We start from the raw sequence: 17,559 nt of genomic DNA on the forward strand, positions 1-17,559 counted from the left end.
GGCTTGCCGCGGCCGCGATAGGCTTGATCAATGCAACAAACGAAAGCCGCTGTGTACGTCCGCGCCCTTTGCTCCCTGACGGCCGCGGCGGTTTCGGTTCTTACCCTCGCGGCCTGCTCCCCCGTGGTCGACGTCAAGCCTGCCGCCGATGCAGCGAACGCGGCTTGCGCACCCATGATGGTGGCACTTCCGGACACCGTCGGCGATGCCGCCCTGCGGAAGACCAACAGCCAGGCGACGGCCGCATGGGGCGATCCTTCTGTCCTGATACTGCGTTGCGGCGTCAACATACCCGGCCCCACCACGGACCGCTGCGTCACCGTGAACGACGTCGACTGGGTAATCAAGGAAGGCGACCCGGTGTGGACACTGACCACCTACGGGCGCGAGCCCGCCACGGAAATCCTGATGGACCCGAACAAGATCAGCTCTGCGACGGTCCTCGCCGATTTGGCTCCTGCTGCAGCGAAGATCAAGGCCGTACGCAAGTGCGTTGGCCAGCCTGAGCTGCTGCAAAACCTGCCGACTAGCACCCCTGGGAAGTAGCTGTCCCGGCGCGAGCCGGCTTTCAGCGCGAGCCGATTTTCAGCGCTAACCTTTCAGCGCAGGCCGGTTTTCCGATTGAGCGCCAAATAGATGAGTTCGTCGATCAACTCGGCATAGCCCAGCCCGGAAGCCGCCCACATCTGCGGATACATGCTCTTGGGCGTGAATCCCGGCATCGTGTTGATCTCGTTGATGATGAGCTCGCCGTCCGGCGTGTAGAAGAAATCAACGCGGCTGAGGCCTTCAGCACCGACGGCATCGAACGCTGCCGCAGCAAGCTCACGCACGCGGACAATGGCCTCGTCCGGAATATCGGCCGGGCAGCTTAAGGCAGCGGCGCCGTCTTCCACATATTTGGCGTTGAAGTCATAGAACTCGTGCTCGCCTGGAGCGACCGCGATCTCTCCCGGCATGGAGGTGCGCGGAGCCGCAGTGCCGCGTCCTTCAAGGACAGCGCACTCGATTTCGCGGCCAACAATGCCGGCCTCGATCACCAGTTTGAGGTCGTGCCGACGTGCTTCCTCGATGGCGGCATCCAACCCGTCCATGGAATCGACCTTGGAAATCCCCATCGAGGAACCGGCGCGGGCGGGCTTGACGAAGACCGGGAAGCCGAGGCGGTCCACGCGCTTGCGCACGGCTTCGGCGTCGTTGATCCATTCACGGTCAGTGACAGCGACGTACGGTCCCACGGTAAGGCCGGCGGCCTCGAAAACGACCTTCATGAAGTGTTTGTCCATGCCGACCGCGGAAGCCAGGACTCCGGCTCCAACATACCGGGTGTCCGAAAGCTCCAAGAGTCCCTGGACCGTGCCGTCTTCGCCCCAAGGTCCGTGCAGGAGCGGGAAAACTACGTCCACGGAGCCCAGTTCCTCCGGCACAGCGTTCGGTGCCGTGACGATCAACTGGTGGGCCCCGCCTATCTCGGCAAGCGTGACGGTCTTCCCGGATGGTGCCACCTCCGGCAGTGCCGCGCCGCTCAATGACCACTTGCTGATGTCAGCGGAAGGGAGCACCCACTGGCCGGACTTCGCGATCCCGATGGGAACGACGTCGTACTTGCTCTTGTCGATGGCGCCCATGACTCCGGCAGCCGTGACACAACTGACGGCGTGTTCGCTCGAGCGGCCTCCAAAGAGTACTGCGACGCGCGGCCGACGACGTTCGGAGGGTTTTGCGGAAGCAGCAGTTCCAGGGGACTCAGCAGCTCCGGCGGACAAGGATTCTTCGGTCACAGTCAGTAATCGCCTTCGGACTTCAGGGAGCGGGCCAAGAGTCTGGGCCCAAGTTCATCAACGGAAAGTTTGCCTTCCAGGACGGCTACGACGGCCGCCGTGATCGGCATGTCGACACCGAGTTTTCCGGCTAGTTCGTAGACAGCGTACCCGGATTTGATACCTTCCGCGGTCTGCGTCATGCGCTCTGTAACCTGTTCGAGGGTCAAGCCTTCGCCGAGCAAACGGCCCGCCGTATGGTTGCGGGACAGCGGCGAGGAACAGGTCGCCACGAGGTCGCCCAGGCCGGCAAGACCGGCCATGGTGCGTGCCTCGCCACCCAGGGCAAGGGCAAGCCGTGACGTTTCCGCGAGGCCGCGGGTGATCACCGAGGCCTTCGTGTTGTCTCCCATTTGCTTGCCTTCGCAGATGCCGACGGCGAGGGCGATGACGTTCTTCACGATTCCGCCGATTTCGACACCGACCACGTCGTTGCTCGTGTAGGGGCGGAAGTAGGGCGCTGTGCAGCAGTGCGCAATTTCGGCAGCGGTTGCCTCGTCGCTGCATGCCACCACGGAAGCCGTCGGTTCTTGCCGCGCGATTTCCATGGCCAGGTTTGGCCCTGAAACCACGGCGACACGCTCCTGCGGGATGTCGAGTTCCTCGGAGATAACCTGGCTCATGCGCGAGTCCGTGCCGAGTTCAAGGCCCTTCATGAGGGAGACGACAATGGCCTCCGGGGCCACGAGTGGCTTCCATTTGCGCAGTTGAAGCCGGAGCGATTGTGCCGGCACGGCGAGAATGACGATCCCGGCACCGCTAAGGACCTCTGACACGTCCGTTGACGCGGTAATGCAATCGGGCAGCGCGATGTCCTTCAAATACTGCGTATTGCGGTGCTCCAAGTTGATCTGGGCAACTACTTCGTCCCGCCGGCCCCAAATGCGGATGCTGCGCTCTGTGCCGCTGGCTATTGCCGCATCCGCCAGGACCTTGGCGAACGTGGTGCCCCAGGATCCGGCGCCAAGAACGGCAACTACCGCCGTGTTAGCCATAGGTACCTCGGGAGCGGTCACTTCTGTCCGTCCGTGCCGTTGGTGCCCGTGGTTTCCTCAGTCGCCTGGAAACGACCGTGCTTGGACTGGTTGTGGGCTGCAGGATCCCAGCGTTCCGCGGGCGGTTCTTCCCCGCGCAAGGTAGCCAGGAGTTCCGTGATGGCGTCCATGATGATGTCCGTCGCCTCCACCAAAGTGGCCCGGTCCAGCGTCCGGCCGTGGAAGGCACTGAGATCCACGGGATCGCCCACCAGGACGCGGGAGGTCTTCCTCGGGAAGACATGGAGGCGCTTGGCGTACCGGGGAAGACCTCGTGGGCACCCCAATGGGCAATGGGAACCACGGGCGCACCGGTCTGGATTGCCAGGCGCGCAGCTCCGGTGTGGCCCTTCATCGGCCACAAATCAGGGTCACGCGTCAAGGTGCCTTCGGGATAGATGATGATGGCGCCGCCGGCATCCACCACTTGCTGGGCGGCTTGCAGCGAGCGGTTCGCACCCGTCGTTCGAGCGTTCCACCGGAATCTGGTTCGTGGCGCGCAACAGGCCCCCCAGGATCGGGGCCTTGAACAGTCCGGACTTCGCAAGGAAATGCGGTGGACGCTTCATGTTGTAAAGCATGTGACCCACTACAACCGGGTCGATTTCGGTGCAATGGTTCGGGGCGGCAATGAAGCCGCCTGCGGGAAGCTTTTCAGTCCCCTCCCACTTCTTCGCCATGAGGATATTCATGAGCGGACGCGCAATTCCCGCGAGAACTGCGAACATGGCACGGCTCCGGGCCGATTCCTTCAAGGTATCCCCCGTTACTTGGAGTCGGTGAGGTCGAAATCGGCACCGAGGCCGGCGAGCTTTTCAGTAAAGCGCTCGTAGCCGCGGTTAATGATGTCGATCCCGGTCACCCTGGACGTGCCGGTCGCGGCAAGCGCCGCAATTAGGTGGCTGAATCCGCCACGGAGATCGGGGATATCGATGTCGGTACCCCTGAGCGGGGTGGGTCCTGAGATGACCGCGGAATGCAGGAAATTGCGCTGGCCGAATCGGCACGGAACGCTTCCGAGGCACTCACGGTGGACCTGGATGGTGGCACCCATGCGGGTCAGCGCATCGGTAAAGCCGAAGCGGTTTTCGTACACGGTTTCATGCACGATCGACACGCCTTCAGCCTGGGTCAGGGCGACCACCAGGGGCTGCTGCCAGTCGGTCATGAATCCCGGGTGCACATCTGTTTCAAGGACGAGCGGGCTAAGCTTGCCGCCAGGGTGGTAGAAGCGGATGCCGTCTTCGCGGATATCCATGCCGCCACCTACCTTGCGGTAGGTGTTCAGGAAAGTCATCATGTCTCGCTGCGAAGCACCCTCGACGAAGATATCTCCACGGGTCACCAAGGCAGCGGAAGCCCATGACGCCGATTCGTTGCGGTCAGGCAGCGCGCGGTGGTCGTAACCGCCCAGGTCCTTGACGCCTTCGATCCTGATGGTGCGGTCAGTCTGGACGCTGATGATGGCGCCCATCTTTTGCAGGACAGCAATGAGGTCGATGATTTCGGGTTCGGTGGCGGCACCGCTCAGTTCAGTGATGCCCTCGGCGCGCGTGGCGCTCAACAGGACCTGTTCCGTGGCTCCCACCGAAGGGTACGGGAGGGAGATCTTGGCGCCGTGGAGTCCCTTGGGGGCAGAAATGTGGATGCCGCCGGGGCGCTTTTCGACAACGGCGCCAAACTGGCGGAGTACGTTGAGGTGGTAATCGATGGGCCTGTCACCGATCTTGCAGCCACCGAGGTCCGGAATGAAGGCTTCGCCAATGGCATGGATCAGCGGCCCGCACAGCAGGATCGGGATGCGGGAGTCCCCTGCGTGGGCGTCGATCGCGGTGCTGGACGCTGTTTTGGCGTTCTTGGGATCCAGCGTGAGATCGCCAGAGACAGGGTCTTTCTGAACAGTCACACCATGGAGCTGCAGCAGGCTGGTGACGACCTCCACGTCCTTGATTTCCGGGACGTTCCGCAGCACCGAGGGTTCGTTGCCGAGAAGCGAAGCCACCATGGCCTTGGGAACAAGGTTCTTGGCCCCTCTGACGGTGACACGGCCGGTCAATGGGACGCCGCCGCGGATTGTCAGGACACTACTCATCTATACCGGTTTCCTCACGAGTTGATGCCCCCATACTTACGAAGGCTCCAGCTAAGCATAAAAGCTGACGTTACCGATTCGAAATGGAGCACGCCCGGAAATGCTTCCACCGACGGAAAAGGACCGGCACGGAGCTTCGTCCCTGCCGGTCCTATCGGTTGAGCTACTGGATCTCCGTTGAGCTACTGGATCCGCGCGGGCAGGGTTTTCGGCTTGAAAGAGGGCCTCGTGGCTTCGTAGGCCGTGATATCTTCCTCGTGCTGGAGTGTCAGGCCGATGTCATCCAGGCCCTCCAGGAGGCGCCAGCGGGTGTAGTCGTCGATCTCGAACGGTGCCACGACGTTGCCGCACTCAATGGTTTTGGACACAAGGTCCACCTTGACTTCGGTGCCCGGGGCGTTTTCAAGCACTTTCCAGATGAGCTCGATATCGTCCTGGGCGAGTTCCGCAGCCAGGAGGCCCTGCTTTCCGGAGTTGCCGCGGAAGATGTCCGCGAAACGGGAAGACAACACGGCCTTGAACCCGTAGTCCTTCAGCGCCCAGACTGCGTGTTCACGGGATGAACCGGTGCCGAAATCGGGGCCCGCTACCAGGACGGATCCCGCGGTGAAGGGCTCCTGGTTAAGGATGAAGGACGGGTCCTTGCGCCACGCTGAGAACAGTGCGTCCTCGAAGCCGGTACGGGTAATCCGCTTCAGGTAGACGGCTGGAATGATCTGGTCCGTGTCCACATTGCTCTGGCGCAGCGGGACACCGATGCCGGTGTGTGTAGTGAACTTTTCCATGGGGATCCTCCTAGGCGGCGTCGGTGGTGGTGGATGCGGAGACGGAGGCGGGCTCCAGGTCCGACGGCGAGCTCAACGTCCCGCGTACAGCCGTGGCCGCAGCGACTACCGGCGAAACCAAGTGAGTGCGGCCGCCCTTGCCCTGGCGTCCTTCGAAGTTGCGGTTCGAGGTGGATGCGCAGCGCTCCCCTGGTTCGAGCTGATCCGGATTCATGCCCAGGCACATGGAGCAGCCGGCGAAGCGCCATTCAGCGCCGAATTCCTTGAACACCTTGTCCAGGCCCTCGGCTTCGGCCTCAAGGCGGACGCGTGCCGAGCCGGGAACCACGAGCATCCGGACCTTCGGGTCCTTTTCCCGGCCGCGGATGACGTCCGCGGCGGCGCGGAGGTCCTCGATGCGGGAGTTCGTGCAGGAACCGAGGAAGACCGTGTCCACCCGGATGTCCTTCATGGGCGTGCCTGCCTCGAGTCCCATGTACTGCAACGCGCGTTCGGCCGCCAGCTTGGCGTTCTCGTCACCGAAGTCCCCGGGGAACGGAACCGCTTCGTTGAGTGAAATACCCTGGCCCGGGTTGGTCCCCCAGGTCACAAACGGCTCCAGGGTATCGGCGTCGAGGTCCACCTCGACATCGAAAGTGGCGTCGTCGTCCGTGTGCAGCGTGTTCCAGTACGCGACGGCGGCATCCCATTCCTCGCCCTGGGGGGCGTGGGGACGGCCGTACATGTAGTCGTAGGTGGTCTGGTCCGGGGCCACCAGGCCAGCGCGGGCACCGGCTTCAATGGACATGTTGCAAATCGTCATGCGGGCATCCATGGACAGCGCACGGATGGCCGATCCGCGGTACTCCAAGACGTAGCCCTGGCCGCCACCCGTGCCGATCTTGGCGATGACCGCCAGGATGATGTCCTTTGCAGACACGCCCGGGCGCAGGGTGCCCTCGACGTTGATGGCCATGGTCTTGAACGGCTTGAGGGACAGCGTCTGGGTGGCCATGACGTGTTCCACCTCGGAGGTGCCGATGCCCATGGCGAGGGCGCCGAATGCACCGTGCGTGGAGGTGTGGGAATCGCCACAGACAACCGTCATGCCGGGCTGGGTGAGCCCCAGCTGCGGACCGACGACGTGGACAATGCCCTGCTCGGCATCGCCGAGCGAGTGCAGGCGGACCCCGAACTCCTGGCAGTTGTTGCGCAAGGTCTGGATCTGCGTGCGGCTGGTGAGATCGGCAATCGGCTTGTCGATGTCCAGCGTGGGCGTGTTGTGGTCCTCGGTCGCGATGGTGAGGTCCGGCCGGCGCAGTTTACGGCCGGCCAACCGGAGACCTTCAAAGGCCTGCGGCGACGTCACTTCATGCACGAGGTGCAGGTCGATGAACAGAAGATCGGGCTGGGCGTTGGCTCCTTCGCCTTCGCCCTTGCGCACCACGTGCGCATCCCAAACTTTCTCGGCCAGTGTCTTTCCCACGGCCTGCTCCCTTCACTGCGGTTGGCTTGACTACTTCCACTGAACATCAGCGATTCAAACTGCGCCAGCGAAACAACTTGCATCTCAGATATTGAGACGGCAATATCATTACATGGACAATTCTAGTGGAGTCGGCGTCATCGATAAAGCGGCCCAGGTGCTCGATGCACTTGAGGCGGGGCCAACCACGCTCGCCCAACTTGTGGCCGCGACCGGACTGGCCCGTCCCACCGTGCACCGGCTGGCACTGGCACTGGTCCACCACCGCCTCGTGAGCCGTGATATCCAAGGGCGATTTGTCCTCGGCAGCCGCCTCGTTGAGCTCGCCTCGGCGGCCGGCGAAGACAGGCTCATCGCCTCAGCCGGTCCCGTCCTCATCCAGCTCCGCGACGCCACCGGAGAAAGCGCCCAGATCTTCCGCCGGCAGGGCGACTGGCGGGTGTGCGTCGCCTCCGCCGAACGCCCGATCGGCCTGCGCGACACCATTCCCGTGGGCACCCAGCTGTCCATGAAGGCCGGCTCCGCCGCGCAAATCCTGCTGGCATGGGAAGACCACGACCGTCTTCTGGACGGACTCCAGAATGCCCGGTTCACGCCGACGGTCCTGGCGGGAGTACGACGCCGGGGCTGGGCCCAGAGCCTGGGCGAACGCGAGCCTGGCGTCGCCTCAGTCTCCGCACCGGTGCGCGGCCCTTCCGGCCGGGTCATTGCTGCGGTGTCCATCTCGGGCCCCATCGAGCGCCTGACGCGCCAACCTGGACGCCTCCATGCCGAAGTCGTCTGCAATGCCGCCCGGGTGCTGACAGAAGCCTTGCGCAAGAACAACGACTGACTTCTTTCGCCGAGCTCAGTCATAGTCGCCGAGATGCCGCAGAACGAGTTCGTCGGAGACGGAACATGCATCCACGACGCCGCTATTCGGACCCAGTGTCGAGTTGACCCCCAGATCGATTTCGTCCATGCGCATGATTCGGTCGTGGAAGAGATGCGTCTGTAACGCATCCCCTGTGGATGGTGACGCGTCGCGGGGCGTGATCAGGTCAAATTCTGGAAGCTGGCGCGTCTCCCGCCAGGTGTCCGTCCCGAGCTGGATCCCGCCGGAGTCCGGTTCCCGGAGCATCCGGCTCACTACGCCAGTCCCGGGCCTGAGTAGACCTCCCAGTCCGGATCCGCGCCCGGGAGGGCTACTACGGCCACAGGAAAAGGATCGCCATCCGCTCCCAGGGAGCAACTCCCAACAGCCTTTCGTGGGAGTAAAGCCGGGCTTCGGCGGCGCACTACCAGGTGACTAGGCTCAGGCCATAGTTATTTGCGATGGTTCGGGTTGAGGTGAAGAGGACGGCTTGCGAGCACAGGTAGCCGGGGTCATGGACTGAACCGCAGTTGTCGTAGCGGGCATTTAGGACGGCCTGGATCATGCCAACGGCCCCTACGGTGCCGTTTGAATAAGGCATGAGGACCGGCCCGCCGCTGTCGCCCTGAATGGCCGCGATCTGAGGCCAGGTCATCTGGAAGGCCTCAATGTTGTAGGCGCTACCGTATCCGTCATCCCACAAGTACCACATGCCCTCGACTTGAATTCCGCAGTGGACCCCGGAGTTGCCGCCGCTTGTGCAGATCCAATCCCCGAGAGACACATCTTGAAATCCGGCTGTTGCCTTCGAGTAGCCCCAGCTGTTGTCCCACGTACCGTCGTACATCCATTTGCTGCCGTACCCGGTCATCAACGATGCTTGGCCACCGGAAGAATCCCAGAATTCGCTTCCTAAGGAAACACCCCAATCATTGCGGTCATACCAAGGCCCGAGGTCACAGTGTCTGGCAGTGATCGTGTACGTCCGATTCGCATCCGCGAGGGCGAATCCTGTGGTGCATTTGGAATAAGAGCCAGTTTGCATGTAGGCGCCCGAGTTAAATGGCGAGGAGTCGTTGGAACGTGTTGCAGGTGTGCTTCGCTTCCCGTCAACCAATCTGACCGCCGTGCCCGCCGCTTGTTTTGCGACGTCGGCTACTCTTGCCGTGTCGACGGCAGCGGCCCCAATCGCATGACCTTCAACTGCGATGGCTCCGTCATCGTCCCGAACTCCGACGATTCCCTCAACTTGGAACCCCAAAGCCGTTATTGCCTTCTTCTGGGCGTCGATCCGTTTGATGGCGGCACGGATTTCAGGCAACGAATACGGGCGCTCTGAGAATGTCACTGATATCCCACGGGCCTTCGATTCGTGGGGACGAATTTGACTCTGGGATGCTGTAGATGGCTACTTCGGTTTGAAGGCCAGCGAGTCGGTTCCGCTGGTCCATGTCAGAATGCCGTTGTTGTATGCCATATCGATGGGCCTCTTGAGGAAGGCCAGGACCCATTGCTGCTGGGAGGCGGTGAGTTCGGCGCAGGCGGCGGCACCCACGGCGATATCTCCCACCGTGAGAACCGTTCCTGTTCTTGTTGCGGGCCCGCCTAATGGTCCACACGTGGTCGTGACGGTCAAATGGAGCGATCCGTCCACGGTTTGCAGTTTCGCGGTAACAGATCCGGAGGATGCCCAGGGAAGGTCCTTGCCGTCTGTCTTGCCCGAAACGCTTGCGTAGGTGCTGCAGGGAGCTGTCGGCAGGAACGACGCGCAGGTAATAGTCGGTGTGGGAGTCGGAGCAGCGGTGCCCGGGCCGGGAGATCCTCCACACGCTGCGAGCGCGAAGGAAGCGATCAGAACGGGTAATGCTTTCTGCCACCAGCGAGTGTTCGCCACCGTTCACCCCTCAACGTAGATTTGACGAGAATTTACATTGAGTGTGTCTGACTGAGAACGGGGATCTTGGCCACCGAGACAGGGCCGATTGTCTCGGCATCGAGTCCTCTTCCAGGACGGTATTTGACCTGAGATCCCTTAGCTAGGAAACACAAACGCCACTGTTCCATGATTCCCCCAATATGCCCTAAATCCATTGGAAACCACGACGATCCTCGTCGGTGAGCAGACTCTCCTCCGCCACCAGGCTCTCTGTCAATACCCAATGCGCATTAAGAACAACGACTGTAAAAAATGATCTCAACACAACGTTCCCCGATTGCTGGGCCAAGTCATGAACTTGCGCCAACCGCAAGGCTCTCCTGTCCAAATGGGCTTGCTTGAAAAGCCGGCATGTTGTCCCCGGGCTTTGGCGTGTGGTTCGCAGATTACAGCTTCACTCAGCCGGGGAATATCTACGGCTCGGAACAACGGTCTCCGCCATGTGTCCGACCGGAGCTGGACGCCGCCGGCGTCAGGCTCCCGGACCATCTGGCCTAATAGGCCAGTCCACGGCCCGGTCCTCGACTGTTGACCGGCCGCGCTGCGGGCTTGCTTGTGGCTAAAGTGCGGAGGGCGGCTCTCGACGGCTGACATGCACCCTGCCTTGCGTACTGCGTGATTGCAAGGTGCCCGCCGATCACTGCGCAGACGCCCGCTTCCGACCGCGCAGTCTCCACCCGTTCTTCCGGCTCTTCGATGTCGACCGGAACGTAGGCAGCTCCGCAAGCCATGACTCCAAGAATGGCAGTGTATCGATCCAAAAATCCTGCGTGCATCCGGACGCCCAAAGGCGCCGGGCGAGTGCGTCCACCCGCGAAGCAAGCGCTTATTACGTCACGCGGACGGTTCCATCGTCAATGGCGGGCGCTTCGAGGCATTTTGCGATCGTTTCATAAATGACGTCCCTCAGCCTGCGGGCCGGGTGAGCCTTACTCCTTGGGACAACCGCGGCCTCCGGTGGATATCGGATGGGCCAGGCCTTTTCGGAGACCGTATGTGCACCAGGAAAGATTTGGGGTGGCTCGTCCTGTCGTGAGCCGCCGGTCGGAAAACGACGCAATATGGCCGCACAGATCAATCCGCCGGCCGCGCTGAGACCCATTACGCTGACCCAGCCGCGGATCTACTCGTCTTCGTCCGCAGCGACCTTTGTGCCGGGACGCCCGCGGCGAGCAGATCGGCATTGGCCCCGCGGGGGACGGCCGCGCAGATGGAGGCTTCGTTGATCACGGACATGGAATTGCTGTTCCAGTCGGTAGTGCAGACCGCGTGACTACAGGAGTCCACTGCAACCGCGTGCGAAGACTACCCATGACATCACGACCTTCGAGATGTTGGCCTCGGAGTGGACCCGGCCGGACAGCCACGTTCCATTGGGCGAATTCATTTTGGCTTGACTCGAAAAAATGTTGCCCCGGCCGGACTTTCGTATTGGTCGGCCCAGACGGAAGCGCGAGTGGCGACTACTTGGCCCATGTCAACTGCACACTCGATTCGGCACGGCGTAAAGAGGCCAATCCATCTGCTCGGCGCCGACGGCCACCAACCGTACAGGGGACTCCGCCAACCATGCCCAACGACTAAGAGCCGTTATAGGGTGGGCGCATGAACAGCTTTGCCGTGTTCCTGCGCGGGATCAACGTGGGCGGAATCAACATCAAGATGGCCGACCTCAAGACAGCCCTCAGCGCGTATCCTTTCACCGGCGTCAAGACTCTGCTGGCCAGCGGCAACGTGGTGCTTCAAAGCGAACTGGACGCGACGGAAGTCAAAGAGCAATGCGAGAAATGCCTGAGGGATGCATTCGGTTATGACGCCTGGGTAGTGGTCCTGACCGCGGAACGGGTTGCCGAACTGGTGGAAGCCTGCCCCTATCCCGCCGACGACAAGACCACGCACAGCTACATCACCTTGGCTTCGGACGCAGCCATGTTGGACGAACTGTTCGACGCCGGCACGGCCCTCGGCATGCCGGGACAGGGCGGCGTCGAGCAAGTCCGCTTGGGCCCCGAGGCTTCGGCCTGGCTCGCCCCGGCAGGAGGCACGTTGGACAGCCCCTTCAGCAAGCTCTCTTCAAAGGCTCGATACAAGGCGGGCACTACCACCCGGAACTTGCGCACGCTCATCAAGGTCAGGGACGCAGCGGGAGCCCTGCAGAGTGACAGAGCCTAGTGTCCTAGGACCTGGATGTGGATGCCCGCGGCTGCCGCCCGTACCGTCCTCCCCTCCTTTGAGGTGGGAAAGCGTTTGCGGCACGGCGAGTCGAGCCATTTGGGGGCTTTCGGGCGGCAAACAAGGGGAAGAAGGAACGGCACAAAAAGAATCCCGGAACTTATCGGTTCCGGGGATTCATGTTGTGACCCCAGCGGGATTCGAACCCGCGTTACCGCCGTGAGAGGGCGGCGTACTAGGCCGCTATACGATGGGGCCTTGTACTTTATTGAACACCGCTTCCGGCATTCAAGCTGAATGAGTATTTCATACATTCAACATTGTTTCAAATCGGCGAACCGCTTCAAAACTTCCGAATTACCGCGCAAACTCGCGGGTTATTCAGAGCTGGGATACCAGGACTCGAACCTAGAATGACGGTACCAGAAACCGTAGTGTTGCCAATTACACCATATCCCATTGGTGCTTTTAGGCCGGATTCGAAGGCCTAAACCTTCGCTCCGTGCCCCTCAGCACGAGTAATTACTTTACCCGAGACTCTCGATGCACACAAATCGAGCGCGCGATCGCGCGTCCGGCGCGACTCCCGCACTCAATGATCCGCCGACGAGAGCAAAAAAACCTTGCAATACCCCGGAACTTAAGTTTACTCTCGGTAAGTTACCACTCGGTAACCCACGCCAAACACTTGTTTTCGTGGCACAGCCGCAGGCCGTCCCGTCTGTTAGCTGCGTCACATGGGGGGTATCCCCGGCAGCAGCGCCGCCGTCGGGAAGTCATCGAGAGGAATTGCCCATGACACGGAACCCTGCCCTTGCCACCAGAACACGAAGCCGGGCCCAGATGATCGCCATCGGTGTGCTCGCTCTCCTGCTGATCGCGCTCTTCGGGTTCTACACCTTGGTCATCGGGAAGATCGCTGCGGGATCCGAACAGCTCAATGACGGCGCCGGACAGGCATCAGCCGGCGCAGGCCAGCTCAAGGACGGTGCGGCAAGGCTTGCGGGAGGAGCCGCGGAAGCCGGGACCGGCGCGGCCAAACTCGCCGACGGCGCGTCAAAGGTCCAAACCGGAATCCAGGGAAAACTGGCCCCGGGAGCCCAGCAGTTGAAGGATGGCGCCGACAAACTGGCGACAGGTGCAGTGAAGATTCAGAACGACGTCAACGCCAAGCTTGCGCCGGGCGTCTACAAAGTGGACGACGGCGCGCAGAAACTCGCGGCCGGGGCTGTGCAGCTCGCCGCAGCGTTGACCCCGACGCCGGCCGGGGACGCCGAAAACAATCTCGCCGACGGCGCCACCCAGCTCAACAATGGTGCGATCCAGCTCAATGACGGCGCAGCTCAACTCGACGCCGGCGCTGCCCGACTCGACGCAGGCGCCGCCAGGCTGGCGGCGGGCACTGATCAGCTCAAGGGATACCCGGGAGCCGGAAACGATCCCACCAAGGGAACCGGAACCGCGGCATTGGCCCAGGGACTGCAGCAACTGGCCGACGCCGCCAACGGAGTCCAGGGCGTGGTGCCCCTCGCAGTGCTGAAGGCTCAGATCAATGCCCTGAACGATGGCGCACATCGCCTTGACGCCGGGGCCGGGCAACTGCAGGCGGGAGCCGGCCAGCTCCAAACCGGCGCGGGGCAACTGCACGATGGCACCGGAAGGCTCGCCGACGGCACCGGAAAACTGGCGGCGGGAACCGGAAAGCTGACGGCTGGTTTCGCGACGCTCGCCCAGAAGCTCAACAGCCAGGACCCGGCATCTCCGGGCGTGGTGCTTGGAACCCAGATGCTTGCTGATGGAACGGCAAAGATCCGTGTGGGCATGGACGGAGTACCGGGCGACCCCGAGCATCCGGGGCTCCTCAAGGCCACGGCCAGCATGACGGACGGAACGTCACGGTTGGCATCAGGCACGGATTCACTGATGGCGGGAATCAAGGGCAGCCCGGCTGATCCTTCCTCCCCGGTCTTCTGGACGGCTCCACGGCACTGGCCGCCGGCGCCTCGAAGTTGTCCGAAGGAAACGCCAAACTGGCTGCGGGCTCGGCCCAACTGTCCACCGGCGCCGACAAACTCGCGGACGGGAACGCGCGGATCGCGGCGGGTACGGCAGAACTCCATCAGGGTGCCGCGGCGGTGTCGCCGTCGAGCATGGCTGAAAAGTCAGATACCGGCACGGCGCTCGGACTTGTGGGCGTCCTGGGTGCCGGTTCCGTGGGCGCGTTTGTCTTCCTGCGGAAGTTCCGGCTCGGCGCGTAGTCGCCGAAGCCGTGCCACCGCTCAGGCGAGCAGCAAGGCTCAGGCGAGCAGTCGCGACAAGGAGTCTATTTCCCGGCCGGAAAAGTCGGAAGTGACCTCGCCTGTGCGGTTCAACCAGACGCCTTGCAATCCGGCTGCGGTGGCGCCGTCTGCGTCAAGCAGGCGATTGTCTCCGACGAAGAGCGTCTCGGCCGGGATGGTGCCCAAGCGGCGGACCCCTTCGAGGTAGATGGCGGGGTCCGGCTTGGGCACGCCAACGGTGTCCGTTCCCACAAGCACCGAGATCCGTGCAAGTCCTGCGCTGTCGAGTTTGACGCGCTGGTAATCGTGGACATTATTGCTCACGGCGCCATAGGGAATGCCCGCGGCGTCCAAGGCGTCAAGCACCGGAACGACGTCGCTGAAGGCCCTCACATAGCTGGGCTGCAGGCGGGAGTAGTCGCTGAGCCATGTGTGGGAGTCCTCGCCGCCAAGCTCGACGCCGAAGTGCCCCAGCGCGGCACGGCCACGCAGGAGTCGCTGCTCGTTAAACGTCAACTCGCCCGCGAGGTAGCGATCATAAAAGTGCGTCGTTTCGTGAGTGAATATCCGACCGAATTTCTCCCACCCGGCCTGGTCCAGGCCGGGCAGGAGATGTTCGCTGACGTCACGCAACGCCGTGGTCATGGCGTATTCGAGATCCACCAGAGTGTCGTCAATATCGAAGAGGACACCCCGGACCGTGCCAAAGGATTCCTGAAGTGCGCTGATCACGGCGGGCCTGGACTAGCCGCGGAACGCGCGCAAGCGGGCGAGCGAGGAATCCTTGCCCAGGATGACCATGGATTCGAAAAGCGGCGGCGAGATGCGTCGGCCGGAGATGGCCGTGCGCACGGGGCCGAACGCGAGGCGCGGCTTGATGCCGAGGTCCTCCACCAGGGCCTGCTTGAGCGCGGTCTGGATGCTTTCCGCGCTCCAGTCCTCGACGGGTTCCAGGGCGGCCAACGCAGCGTCCAACACCTCGGTCAGGTTTTCGGGGAGGCCCTTGCGGGCGTCGTCCGCGACGTCGATCTGTCCGTCCTGCTTGAAAAGGAAGGCGAGCATCTCGGGAGCCTCGCCCAGAAGGGTAATTCGTTCCTGGACCAGTGGCGCGGCCTCCTCAAGGATCACTTCCTGGCGCGGGGTCAGGATTTCCCCCACGAAACCCGCGGCGCGCAGGTAGGGAACGAGCCGCTCACGGAAGTCTTCAGGGGTGAGCATGCGAACATGCGTGCCGTTGATCGCTTCGGCCTTCTTGATATCGAAGCGCGCCGGGTTGCCCAGGACATCGTGGATGTCGAAGTTTGCCACGAGTTGCTCCACGGTGAAGATATCCTCGTCGGCGCTCAGCGACCAGCCCAGGAGAGACAGGTAGTTGAGCAATCCCTCGCGGATGAAACCACGCTCGCGGTGCAGGAACAGGCTCGATTCAGGATCGCGCTTGGAAAGCTTCTTGTTGCCCTGGCCCATGACGTACGGAAGGTGGCCGAACTCCGGCATGTACTCGGCCACGCCGATGGCGTACAGCGCACGGTAGAGGGCGATCTGACGCGGAGTGGAGCTAAGCAGGTCCTCGCCGCGGAGGACGTGGGTGATGCCCATGAGCGCGTCGTCGACCGGGTTCACCAAGGTGTAGAGCGGCGCACCGTTGGCCCGCACCACGGCGAAGTCGGGCACGGAGCCTGCCTTGAACGTGATCTCCCCGCGCACGAGGTCATTGAAGGTCAGGTCTTCGTCCGGCATGCGCAGGCGCAGCACGGCTTGGCGGCCTTCTGCCTTGTACTGGGCGAGCTGCTCCTCCGTCACGTGGCGGTCGAAGCCGTCATAGCCGAGCTTGGGATCCCGGCCGGCCGCCCGGTGCCGGGCTTCGATCTCGTCAGGAGTGGAGTACGACTCATAGATGTGACCGCCGGCTTTGAGCTTGGCGATCACATCCTGGTAGATGTCGCTGCGCTGCGACTGGCGGTACGGTTCATGCGGTCCGCCGACCTCGACACCCTCGTCCCAGTCGATGCCGAGCCACTTCAGCGCATCAAGCAGCTGATGGTAGCTTTCTTCGCTGTCGCGGGCCGAATCGGTGTCCTCGATGCGGAAAATCAGCTTGCCATTGGTGTGCCGAGCGTAAGCCCAATTGAAGAGGGCCGTACGGATCAATCCGACGTGCGGAGTTCCCGTGGGCGAGGGGCAGAACCGGACGCGGACCGGGGTTTCGGCGTTCACGGCAGGAATGGCGGCAGAGTTCGACGCAGCAACAGTAGTCATAATGGTTCCAACTTTACCGCCTGCCGCATGCCTGTTTTCGCCTGCTGCTTGACCGGGCGTCAAGCAGCAGGCGGACCATCAAACCTTTCAGCGGCGGACTACCGGGTTGGACAAGCGCCCGATGCCTTCGATCTCGATCTCGTAGCGATCACCCTCCTGGACCAGGCCGACGCCGGCCGGAGTACCTGTCATGATGACGTCGCCGGGCAGCAATGTGAATGCTTGCGAAACGATCGACACAAGTTCGCGCACGCTGCGGATCATTTGATTGGTGCTGCCATCCTGGCGAAGTTCGCCATTGAGCCAGCCCTTGATTGCCAGGTCCTCGGGGTCCAGCTCGGTCTCGATCCACGGGCCCAGGGGCGCGGAGGTGTCGAAGCCCTTGGCGCGTGCCCACTGTAGATCCGTTTTCTGGACGTCGCGGGCCGTGAGGTCGTTGCCGCAGGTGTAACCGAAAATGACATCGTCCACGCGGTCTTCGGGCACGTCCTTGCAAATGCGGCCAATGACGACGCAGAGTTCCGCTTCGAAGGAAACTTCCTCTGAGAACTCGGGCAACACGATGGGGTCGTTGGGGCCAACGACCGCCGTGTTCGGCTTCAGGAAGAGCAGGGGATGCTGCGGAACTTCATTGCCCAGTTCCCGGGCGTGATCGGCGAAGTTCCGTCCGACGCCGATCACCTTGCTGCGCGGGATGATGGGAGCCAGCAGGCGCACGTCTTCCAGCTTGTGGCGGACCGAGGTCCGCTCGACGCCGTTGAAGAAGGGATCGCCGTGGATGACAGTGATGACTTCACTGCCGGGCTCACCTTCGACGACGCCGTAGACGGGATCAGAATCAACAACAAACCGAGCGATACGCAT

General features: G+C 62.5%; 15 protein-coding genes, 2 tRNA genes and 2 pseudogenes. 5 read left to right on the plus strand and 14 right to left on the minus strand.

The genetic code is table 11. The features are described 5' to 3' along the window. The first annotated feature begins 30 nt into the window (after nucleotides 1–30). The gene (locus tag ACX5I4_RS13295; RefSeq protein WP_461837070.1) at nucleotides 31–546 is read left to right on the plus strand and encodes a DUF3515 family protein; all 516 of its coding nucleotides are present in this window, start codon (nucleotides 31–33) and stop codon (nucleotides 544–546) included. 53 nt (nucleotides 547–599) lie between these two features. On the opposite strand, the gene ACX5I4_RS13300 is transcribed toward ACX5I4_RS13295, so the two are convergent. The 6 genes and pseudogenes from ACX5I4_RS13300 to leuC form a co-directional block, all read right to left on the minus strand. After that, nucleotides 600–1,766, minus strand: coding sequence for a D-alanine--D-alanine ligase family protein (locus ACX5I4_RS13300; RefSeq protein ID WP_461838726.1), 1,167 nt, complete (start codon nucleotides 1,764–1,766; stop codon nucleotides 600–602). 17 nt (nucleotides 1,767–1,783) lie between these two features. Then, entirely contained in the window at nucleotides 1,784–2,815 is a 1,032-nt protein-coding gene (locus tag ACX5I4_RS13305) for an NAD(P)H-dependent glycerol-3-phosphate dehydrogenase (RefSeq protein ID WP_461837071.1), read from the minus strand. Between the two features lie 17 nt (nucleotides 2,816–2,832). After that, nucleotides 2,833–3,609 (minus strand): annotated as a pseudogene (locus ACX5I4_RS13310) (lysophospholipid acyltransferase family protein). Between the two features lie 11 nt (nucleotides 3,610–3,620). After that, the gene (gene murA, locus ACX5I4_RS13315) at nucleotides 3,621–4,946 is read right to left on the minus strand and encodes a UDP-N-acetylglucosamine 1-carboxyvinyltransferase (protein WP_461837072.1); all 1,326 of its coding nucleotides are present in this window, start codon (nucleotides 4,944–4,946) and stop codon (nucleotides 3,621–3,623) included. A 182-nt stretch (nucleotides 4,947–5,128) separates the two neighbouring features. Further along, nucleotides 5,129–5,731 carry a 3-isopropylmalate dehydratase small subunit gene (gene leuD, locus ACX5I4_RS13320; RefSeq protein WP_461837073.1) on the minus strand — a complete coding sequence of 201 codons (603 nt, stop codon included), beginning with the start codon at nucleotides 5,729–5,731 and terminating at the stop codon, nucleotides 5,129–5,131. A 10-nt stretch (nucleotides 5,732–5,741) separates the two neighbouring features. After that, a complete protein-coding gene (gene leuC / locus ACX5I4_RS13325; protein WP_461837074.1) occupies nucleotides 5,742–7,196 on the minus strand; it encodes a 3-isopropylmalate dehydratase large subunit in 1,455 nt (484 codons plus the stop codon). A gap of 112 nt (nucleotides 7,197–7,308) precedes the next feature. Here leuC and ACX5I4_RS13330 point away from each other — a divergent pair, with 112 nt between their 5' ends. Beyond that, nucleotides 7,309–8,028: an IclR family transcriptional regulator gene (locus ACX5I4_RS13330; protein WP_028264661.1), complete on the plus strand. Its 720-nt coding sequence runs from the start codon at nucleotides 7,309–7,311 to the stop codon at nucleotides 8,026–8,028. 15 nt (nucleotides 8,029–8,043) lie between these two features. Here the strand turns inward: ACX5I4_RS13330 and ACX5I4_RS13335 are convergent, their stop codons facing one another. From ACX5I4_RS13335 to ACX5I4_RS13345, 3 genes are all read right to left on the minus strand, one after another. Continuing rightward, the gene (locus tag ACX5I4_RS13335; RefSeq protein ID WP_461837075.1) at nucleotides 8,044–8,325 is read right to left on the minus strand and encodes a hypothetical protein; all 282 of its coding nucleotides are present in this window, start codon (nucleotides 8,323–8,325) and stop codon (nucleotides 8,044–8,046) included. Between the two features lie 148 nt (nucleotides 8,326–8,473). Further along, nucleotides 8,474–9,397 (minus strand): chymotrypsin family serine protease, encoded by a 924-nt coding sequence (locus ACX5I4_RS13340; protein WP_461837076.1) that lies wholly within the window; start codon nucleotides 9,395–9,397, stop codon nucleotides 8,474–8,476. Nucleotides 9,398–9,457: 60 nt separating this feature from the next. Further along, entirely contained in the window at nucleotides 9,458–9,943 is a 486-nt protein-coding gene (locus ACX5I4_RS13345; protein ID WP_461837077.1) for a hypothetical protein, read from the minus strand. Between the two features lie 1,647 nt (nucleotides 9,944–11,590). Between ACX5I4_RS13345 and ACX5I4_RS13350 the strand changes: the two genes are divergently transcribed. Next, nucleotides 11,591–12,157 carry a DUF1697 domain-containing protein gene (locus ACX5I4_RS13350; RefSeq protein ID WP_461837078.1) on the plus strand — a complete coding sequence of 189 codons (567 nt, stop codon included), beginning with the start codon at nucleotides 11,591–11,593 and terminating at the stop codon, nucleotides 12,155–12,157. A gap of 185 nt (nucleotides 12,158–12,342) precedes the next feature. Here ACX5I4_RS13350 and ACX5I4_RS13355 read toward each other — a convergent pair. After that, nucleotides 12,343–12,415, minus strand: a tRNA-Glu gene (locus ACX5I4_RS13355). Between the two features lie 129 nt (nucleotides 12,416–12,544). Continuing rightward, nucleotides 12,545–12,616, minus strand: a tRNA-Gln gene (locus ACX5I4_RS13360). A 384-nt stretch (nucleotides 12,617–13,000) separates the two neighbouring features. On the opposite strand from ACX5I4_RS13360, the pseudogene ACX5I4_RS13365 reads away from it, so the two are divergent. Further along, nucleotides 13,001–13,834: pseudogene (locus ACX5I4_RS13365) on the plus strand (hypothetical protein); the annotation flags it as partial. 332 nt (nucleotides 13,835–14,166) lie between these two features. Beyond that, nucleotides 14,167–14,415, plus strand: a complete 249-nt coding sequence (locus ACX5I4_RS13370) for a hypothetical protein (protein ID WP_461837079.1) — start codon at nucleotides 14,167–14,169, stop codon at nucleotides 14,413–14,415. Nucleotides 14,416–14,454: 39 nt separating this feature from the next. Here the strand turns inward: ACX5I4_RS13370 and ACX5I4_RS13375 are convergent, their stop codons facing one another. The 3 genes from ACX5I4_RS13375 to ACX5I4_RS13385 all read right to left on the minus strand — a co-directional run bounded on the left by ACX5I4_RS13375 (nucleotide 14,455) and on the right by ACX5I4_RS13385 (nucleotide 17,559). Further along, nucleotides 14,455–15,168: an HAD family hydrolase gene (locus ACX5I4_RS13375; RefSeq protein ID WP_461837080.1), complete on the minus strand. Its 714-nt coding sequence runs from the start codon at nucleotides 15,166–15,168 to the stop codon at nucleotides 14,455–14,457. A gap of 12 nt (nucleotides 15,169–15,180) precedes the next feature. After that, nucleotides 15,181–16,695 carry a glutamate--tRNA ligase gene (gltX, locus tag ACX5I4_RS13380; protein WP_461837081.1) on the minus strand — a complete coding sequence of 505 codons (1,515 nt, stop codon included), beginning with the start codon at nucleotides 16,693–16,695 and terminating at the stop codon, nucleotides 15,181–15,183. Nucleotides 16,696–16,782: 87 nt separating this feature from the next. After that, on the minus strand, nucleotides 16,783–17,559 hold the full coding sequence (locus ACX5I4_RS13385) for a fumarylacetoacetate hydrolase family protein (protein ID WP_395797257.1): 777 nt from the start codon (nucleotides 17,557–17,559) through the stop codon (nucleotides 16,783–16,785).

It is taken from the genome of Arthrobacter sp. MMS24-S77 (assembly GCF_054888235.1).

Coding starts and splice junctions, on each gene's coding strand:
- gltX (WP_461837081.1), bottom strand. CDS start 16,695: ATGACTACTGTTGCTGCGTCGAACTCTGCCGCCATTCCTGCCGTGAAC.
- leuD (WP_461837073.1), bottom strand. CDS start 5,731: ATGGAAAAGTTCACTACACACACCGGCATCGGTGTCCCGCTGCGCCAG.
- murA (WP_461837072.1), bottom strand. CDS start 4,946: ATGAGTAGTGTCCTGACAATCCGCGGCGGCGTCCCATTGACCGGCCGT.
- ACX5I4_RS13330 (WP_028264661.1), top strand. CDS start 7,309: ATGGACAATTCTAGTGGAGTCGGCGTCATCGATAAAGCGGCCCAGGTG.
- ACX5I4_RS13385 (WP_395797257.1), bottom strand. CDS start 17,559: ATGCGTATCGCTCGGTTTGTTGTTGATTCTGATCCCGTCTACGGCGTC.
- ACX5I4_RS13305 (WP_461837071.1), bottom strand. CDS start 2,815: ATGGCTAACACGGCGGTAGTTGCCGTTCTTGGCGCCGGATCCTGGGGC.
- ACX5I4_RS13350 (WP_461837078.1), top strand. CDS start 11,591: ATGAACAGCTTTGCCGTGTTCCTGCGCGGGATCAACGTGGGCGGAATC.
- ACX5I4_RS13295 (WP_461837070.1), top strand. CDS start 31: ATGCAACAAACGAAAGCCGCTGTGTACGTCCGCGCCCTTTGCTCCCTG.